This is a genomic window from Pseudoalteromonas sp. PSi26 (assembly GCF_054960575.1).
Map to the genome: position 1 here is coordinate 56,471 of NZ_JBHNYT010000019.1, position 6,985 is coordinate 63,455.

Here is a 6,985-nt window from a genome sequence, read left to right on the forward strand (position 1 = left end):
TGTTTACACATTGTTTGCACCTTCTTTTTTTATTGTTTTACCACGTTATTAAAATAAAAAAGATCGCATCAATGACCATAAAACCCCTACTATTTTATTCATTAATTACCTCCACTACATTTTTGTATGGCTGTGGCGGTACTGAGCAAACAACCGATAGCAGCACAGAGCAAACTGACTCATCATCAACAAACACCTCAACGGGCTTAGTTATTAACGAAATTGTCGCAAGCCCACGCGATACAACCTACGATTGGATTGAGCTATACGCCACTGAAGATATAGCCGACTTATCGGTATTTTCACTTGTTGATGATAACACCGACAGAGAGCCTCAACCTTTACCCGCAGTAGCGCTTTCGCAAGGTGAGTTTATTGTTATTCAAGCCATTGATGAAACCGACACCCCGCCCGATAACGGTTATTACGTTACCTTTAAACTAGGAAGCGACGATGCGGTTACGTTATACGAGGACAGCACTGCTATCTCTGTACTTGATTGGGAAGAAGGCGAAGCCGCTGAAGGGTTTAGTTACGGCTTATACACCGATGGCACCGGCACCGCGCAAACATTAACGCCAACAGAAGGCGCAGCTAACCAAACAGCCGATACCTCTACACTTGTTACAACGCTAATTGCTGAAGATGCACCACTTCGTATAAACGAAGTAGTAGCAAAAGACAGCAGCGGCGGCGAGGACTGGATAGAGCTTTATGTAACAAGCAGTAGCGATGTTTATTTAGCAGACTACACACTAAGTGATGATAATAACGAACAATTTGCTCTACCCGATATCACGTTATCGCCGGGTGAGTTTTACCGTATTTACGCAAGCACCGATGATTTAAGCGATCTGCCAAGCGTTGCGTTTAAATTAGGCGCAAGCGATACCGTAAGCCTTTACAGTAACAATGTAATTATAGAGCAGTTATCGTGGAATAAAGGCCAAGCCCTGAGCGGTTACAGCTATGGCCGCTACCCAGATGGCAGTGATGCAACTGCGGTACTCACTCCAACAGAGCTCAGCTCAAACAGCCAAGCAACCCACGGGCCGCTCGTTATTAACGAAATAGTGGCAAGCGCCGCAGACGATGGCAACGACTGGTTTGAGCTATACAACAACAGCGCAAATACAATTAACTTAGCCAACTATCACGTTATTGATGAAAGCGACGACATAGACCCCATCACTCTACCCGACATAGATTTATACGCGGGTGAATACATCACTATTTATGCCACCGATGAAGACCCAGGTACTTACTACGTCCCGTTTAAACTAGGCAAAGAAGACGAGCTAAGCTTAATACTCAACGATGAAGTAATTGACTACATTGACTGGGATGAAAGTGATGTAGCCACAGGCTTTAGTTACGGCCTAAGTAGCAGTACTGGCTTTACTCATGCGTTTTTAACACCTACTCCAAGTAGTGAAAATACAGTTGCAACCGCCTTTACACCTACAGCGGTTAATACGCTCTCTATTACAATTACTGACGAAAACTGGCAAGACATTCTAGATAACCCACTTGATGAGGAATATCACGAAACCGCTATTACCTTTAATGGGGTAACACTCGATAGCGTGGCTATTCGCACTAAAGGTGGCTCAAGTTTAAGAAATGTTGCCAACTCTAGCAGCGACCGTTACAGCTTTAAGGTTGATATTAACGAATATGTGTCGGGGCAAAAGTTTTTTGGGCTAAAAAAATTCACACTACAAAACTCGTTTAACGACCCGTCGTACATGCGTGAAGTAATCGCCTACGATCTTATGGATGAAATGGGCGTGCCAACGCCTGAGCATGCTTATGTTAACTTTTATGTAAACGGCGAGCTATTTGGTTTGTACTTAATGGTAGAAGCAATAGATGGCGAATTTATTGAAAAACACTTTGCCAACAGTAACGGCGATTTATACAAGCCAGATGGCACAGGCAGCGATTTACTCTGGCTAGGTGACGACATACAAAGCTACACCGATATAAACCTGCAAACCAACGAAGACACCACAGATAACGGCGCCTTTATTAACTTTGTTGAATCGCTCGATAAAGGCGAAACCAGCGCCATAGAAGTAGACACACTTTTACGTTATATGTCGGTTAGTACTTCACTGTCCAATTTAGATAGCTACCACGGTCCGCTTGCACATAACTATTATATTTACGATGACGATGACGTATTTAGCATTTTGCCGTGGGATTTTAATGAGTCATTTGGCACATTTAACATGGATTGTAATAGCGTAGATGTAAGAGAGCTCTACATTGATGAGCCAGTAAGCGGGGCATTAAGCGAGCGCCCATTAATTGCTAATGTATTTGCCGAGCAAAGCAACCTAGACACCTACCACAGTTACTTAACACAGCTTATTAATGGCTCACTTTCAAGCGACACATTTAACGCACGCGTAAATGAAATAGCCGATTTAATTCGTGAGCACGTACAAAACGACCCAACCAGCTTTTATGGCTCAACCTACTTTGAGCAAAACCTAACCTCTACAACGGGGCAGTTTTACGGCTTAACGTCTTTTATGCAGTACCGCGTAGCAAATATGGTCGCGCAGCTCGATGGCACATTGCCCTCAGCGGGCGATGGCAGCGGATTTTGCTCTAGATAAACAACCCATCCTTCATGCGGTGTCAGCACGCTGGCACTGCACTCTATAACTTTGCAATTTAATAATCTGAGAAAATTATGACAATTCAAGCACGTTTTAAGGATGAACTTTTTGAAAAGGATACTTCAATCTCACCAGTAGCAATTACTGCAATAAACACTAAAAATAAGCAGGCTCAGCCCGAAAAGCCAAATGCTGATGGCTCATTATCAACATTAATTAACGAGTTACTCACCCCATTTGAAGGCTACGGATTAAACGATCTTAATAATGCTAATTTAATGAACCGTGTAGACAGTAAGTTTATGCTACCACTATCGTTTTTACCTGAGCTACTTACTCATATACAAGGCCAGTACCGGGTACTTGATATACAAGGTAAGCGTTTATTCTCTTACTATAATCAGTACTTTGATACGCCCGAGCTTGATTTATATAAAGCCCACCATAACGGTAAGCTTAATCGCTACAAAGTGCGCCAAAGGCGCTACGTTGATACCGCCACCGAATACCTAGAAGTAAAACTAAAAAACAACCAAAGCCGCACTGTTAAAACACGTATAAAGCTCGAAAAAAACAACGAGCAAGCCCATTGTACTGCATTTATGAAAGAGCAAATGAAAAACAGCTTTGCACATTTAAATGTAACCCAGCAAAGCGGCTATAACCGCATAGCCTTAGCCAACGAAGAAAAAGCCGAGCGCTTAACGCTTGATTTTAACCTGTGGTACAACACCCCAAAAGGCGATAACAAAATAACACTACCAGGCTTTTTTATTGCCGAACTTAAGCAACGTAAAAAAACAAAACACTCGCCATTTTATAAGCTTATGAGCAAACACCACATATTCCCTGCCTCGTTTAGTAAATACTGTATTGGCTGTGCTTTGCTCTACCCCAAGCGCTTAAAAGTAAACCGCTTTAAACCTGTTTTAGCCCGTTTAAAACACCTTAACCGCACTAACCCACTATTACCTTTAGAGAATAATTAAAATGACCAAATTAGATCTTATTTTTCTTTCCCGCTTTTTAGTTAACATCCTATCGCTGGCTGTACTTTGCTATGGCTGTTATTTTCGCATCAGTAAAAATGCAGTGGTGGCAGGCTCGTTTATTTTATTTGGCGTAGGCGTTTTTATTATTACCTTTTTGCTGCACGGGGTTGATATGTCAATGGAATTTGCATTTGGCCTATTTGCCGTATTTACCATGCTAAGGTACCGCACTGAGTCTATTTCTATTAAAGAAATGACCTACTTATTCCTTGTTACTGCCATTGCTTTACTGACCTCTGTAGGGCAAATGAGCTTAATTGAGCTAAGTATTCTTAATGGCATTATTTGCTTAATTGCCTTTTTGATTGACTCAAGCGTATTTGTAAAACGCTACGAAGTACAAAGCGTTTGCTACGAGCGCATAGAAAACATAACCCCACAAAACCAAGCCACACTAATTGATGATTTAAAACAGCGCACAGGCCTAAACGTCGTTGCCGTAGATATAGAACACATCGACTTTTTAAGAGACGTAGCGCAACTAAAAGTAAGTTACCTAGCCGAAAAACAAACAAAGGCGGCCCAACATGACCTCTAAACAAACGATTACTTATGCCGCATTTTCAGCTCTTTGCTTTGTTAGTAACACAAGCTTTGCCAAAATTAACGACGATATAGACCTAAGCGGCTATATCATGCTCGACTTCAACAAGTTTGATAGCTCATTGTTAGAGGGACAATACGACAGCAGCTCAGAAAGTACCTCTGAAATACGCCGCGCTCGCCTAAGTTTTAAATCAGACATAAGCAAAGATTGGAAAAGTAAATTTCAACTTGGCTTTGCCGATGGCGAAACCGAAATAAAAGACGCCTACTTAGAATACTCTGGCTGGAAATATGCCGATTTAACCATAGGCCAACAAAAAGAAGGTTTTGGCCTAGAAAAACTAACCAGCTCTCGTAATTTACTAATGCTCGAACGCAGCATGATAAGCGAAGCGTTTTCACCAGGGCGTAGCTTAGGTATTAGCCTTTCCGGAGACATAGCCTCAGTAAATTGGCAGCTAGGTTACTACAAGCCCGATGAAAACGAAGCAACGTCTGCTATTACAGGGCGCGTAACTTGGCTGCCATGGCAGCAAGATACTAACTTATTACATCTTGGCGTTGCATTTAGTGAAAGGCAGTACGACGGTAACGAATTTAGAGTGAATGAACCTCTTGAAGTTTATACCGCCGACTCATTAATAGAAGGCGATAAAATTAATGCAGATAGCCTCTCGCAACAAGGCGTAGAGCTACTATGGCTTAAAAACAGATTTACCATGATGGCCGAGTGGCAACAAGCACAAGTAACCAGTATTGAAAAGTCAACTAACGATTACGAAGGCGGCTATTTGCAATTTGGTTATCAGCTATCGGGCGGATACCGTAAGTATAAAAACGCAAAACTAGGCGCAAGCTCAGAGCCAGGCTGGGAGCTCACTGGCCGCTACAGCCTACTTAAGCTCAAGCAAGAAAACCAAGACGCAAAAACCTACTCCCTCGGCGTTAACTACACCGTAAACAAAAACATAAAGTTTATGGCCGACTACATTAAAGCCGATTACTTTGAAGCAGGCGGTACTATCACATCGGGCAATGCAATCTCATTAAGGCTGCAGTATTCGTTTTAATACGCTTTGTATGTTAAGCCGGTTAATCTAAAACTACAAAGCCCTGTGTTAAACGTAACGTTTAGCACAGGGCTTTTTAATTAAGCTGTTATGGCCAATATAATAAATAAACTGCAAAAAGGTTACTAATGAAGCTGGAACTCATCGCACTAACTTAAAAGCTTGAGCTCATTTCCAAGCCAAGCTCTCTCTGAGCGGGCAACTGTGGGGCTAATGGATGAAGTCAAGTTTGCCCCCTTTGGCTTCAAAGTAATGAGGGGGTGTACACTAAAACGGGTGAAGAGCACTTATCGTTTCATGTTCTTGTTATGTTTATTGTTTTCAAAGTAACAACATATGTATTAATGAAACAACCCAAAATAATATGCTGGTAAAGAGAGGGCTATAAATAAAATACCTAACCCCGCACCATTACCTTCAGCTAGACGAGCATTTTCTTCATCACCTTTGTGGTATAAAACATCTGCATAATGACCTACGGGAATGATTTTAGAATGAAATGAAGTTTTAGATTTAACAACATAGGTAGAGCCATTAACTGTAAACTCAAAGAATGGCCTATACACTTTCCTCTTAATGTTATCAGTATCTTTAGCAATGTATTCCTCATAACGAAGAACTCTGCCTTTAATTTTAAGTGCGTTCTTGTTGAAGCGTCGATAGTCGTAGCATACGTAAATGCCTAACGCGCTAAAAATAACCCCTCCAAATAATGGAATAATATTCATATGTCTCTCCTTGACAGTACTCAGAGTGTAAACCGACCCTACGATGAAACATAATGCCTTAAGAAGAGGCGTCGCTTGCGCTGCCCTTTTGGCTTAAATTGTTATGTGATAATGGTCTGCTTATCATTTGCCAAATACTTAAACAGTATACAAGAACAATAGAAATGCCTACTGCCAAAATACGTGATTCTGGGAATGAAAACCACATAACTAAAATTAACGCAGTACGTAATCCCGCATGAATTAGCCCTAAAGGGTGTTGAATAATCCACGAGTACACTACCCAATGCAAACCTAAACCAATACCAAGACTTAAAGTTAGGAACTCAGGAGCATATAAAAATAATGGTATGTGGACTGCCCATAACAAGTTTACCATTAAGACAGAAGCGCCCATAAGTTTTGCCAAAGGATTTTTTGAAGAGAAAACAACTTCTTTGGTTATTTTTGATATCAATAAAGCAATTGGAAAAATTAACCCTGAACCAAAAAGTAACACTAACAACCCCGTACTAACAGGAACCTGAGTTGATACTATTGCCACTACAAGCCAATAAATAGCTCCAGCTATAGGCATAGATAATGATCGTTTAGCAGACCATTCAAAGTCTGCTCTTAATTCTTCCAATGTCATACTATCTCCTCAATCCTTCATTTTACATAACGAGACTGCAGAACAACTCCAACTGGCTATTTTTTAAAAAATGAGTAAACCTACTGCCTCAACAACCGTATAAGGGGCTGATAATAACTTGCTAAAATGTGTTGCAAAGCAGAACTGAGCAAGCTGTTAGCAGTCCCATTTCTTAATGCACTTGTATGGATAATAAACCCATAAATTAATTATTATTCTAACCTAGTTCGGGTAATGTGAGGCCCAAGCTTTGGCTGCAACCAAAGCCTTTTATACAGTAGTTCGATTGAGCGTAGGCTCCTCTATTGAGAGACCGGTAACAAGT

6 protein-coding genes are annotated in these 6,985 nt (G+C 41.1%); 4 read left to right on the forward strand and 2 right to left on the reverse strand.

The annotated features are described in order from the left end of the window. Positions 1–71: 71 nt before the first annotated feature. From ACFI34_RS17035 to ACFI34_RS17050, 4 genes are all read left to right on the forward strand, one after another. A complete protein-coding gene (locus ACFI34_RS17035; protein ID WP_462674351.1) occupies positions 72–2,627 on the forward strand; it encodes a CotH kinase family protein in 2,556 nt (851 codons plus the stop codon). A gap of 77 nt (positions 2,628–2,704) precedes the next feature. Next, positions 2,705–3,619, forward strand: coding sequence for a polyphosphate polymerase domain-containing protein (locus ACFI34_RS17040; RefSeq protein WP_462674352.1), 915 nt, complete (start codon positions 2,705–2,707; stop codon positions 3,617–3,619). Between the two features lies 1 nt (position 3,620). Continuing rightward, positions 3,621–4,220, forward strand: coding sequence for a DUF4956 domain-containing protein (locus ACFI34_RS17045; RefSeq protein WP_006793551.1), 600 nt, complete (start codon positions 3,621–3,623; stop codon positions 4,218–4,220). Beyond that, positions 4,210–5,298, forward strand: a complete 1,089-nt coding sequence (locus ACFI34_RS17050; protein WP_462674353.1) for an OprO/OprP family phosphate-selective porin — start codon at positions 4,210–4,212, stop codon at positions 5,296–5,298. Before ACFI34_RS17045 ends, ACFI34_RS17050 begins: the two co-directional genes overlap by 11 nt. Before the next feature lie 341 nt (positions 5,299–5,639). Here ACFI34_RS17050 and ACFI34_RS17055 read toward each other — a convergent pair whose 3' ends face one another. Together ACFI34_RS17055 and ACFI34_RS17060 are read right to left on the reverse strand one after the other, a co-directional pair. Continuing rightward, entirely contained in the window at positions 5,640–6,026 is a 387-nt protein-coding gene (locus tag ACFI34_RS17055) for a hypothetical protein (RefSeq protein WP_303430737.1), read from the reverse strand. Between the two features lie 58 nt (positions 6,027–6,084). Next, positions 6,085–6,660 (reverse strand): DUF7010 family protein, encoded by a 576-nt coding sequence (locus ACFI34_RS17060; RefSeq protein WP_462674354.1) that lies wholly within the window; start codon positions 6,658–6,660, stop codon positions 6,085–6,087. Between the last annotated feature and the right edge of the window lie 325 nt (positions 6,661–6,985).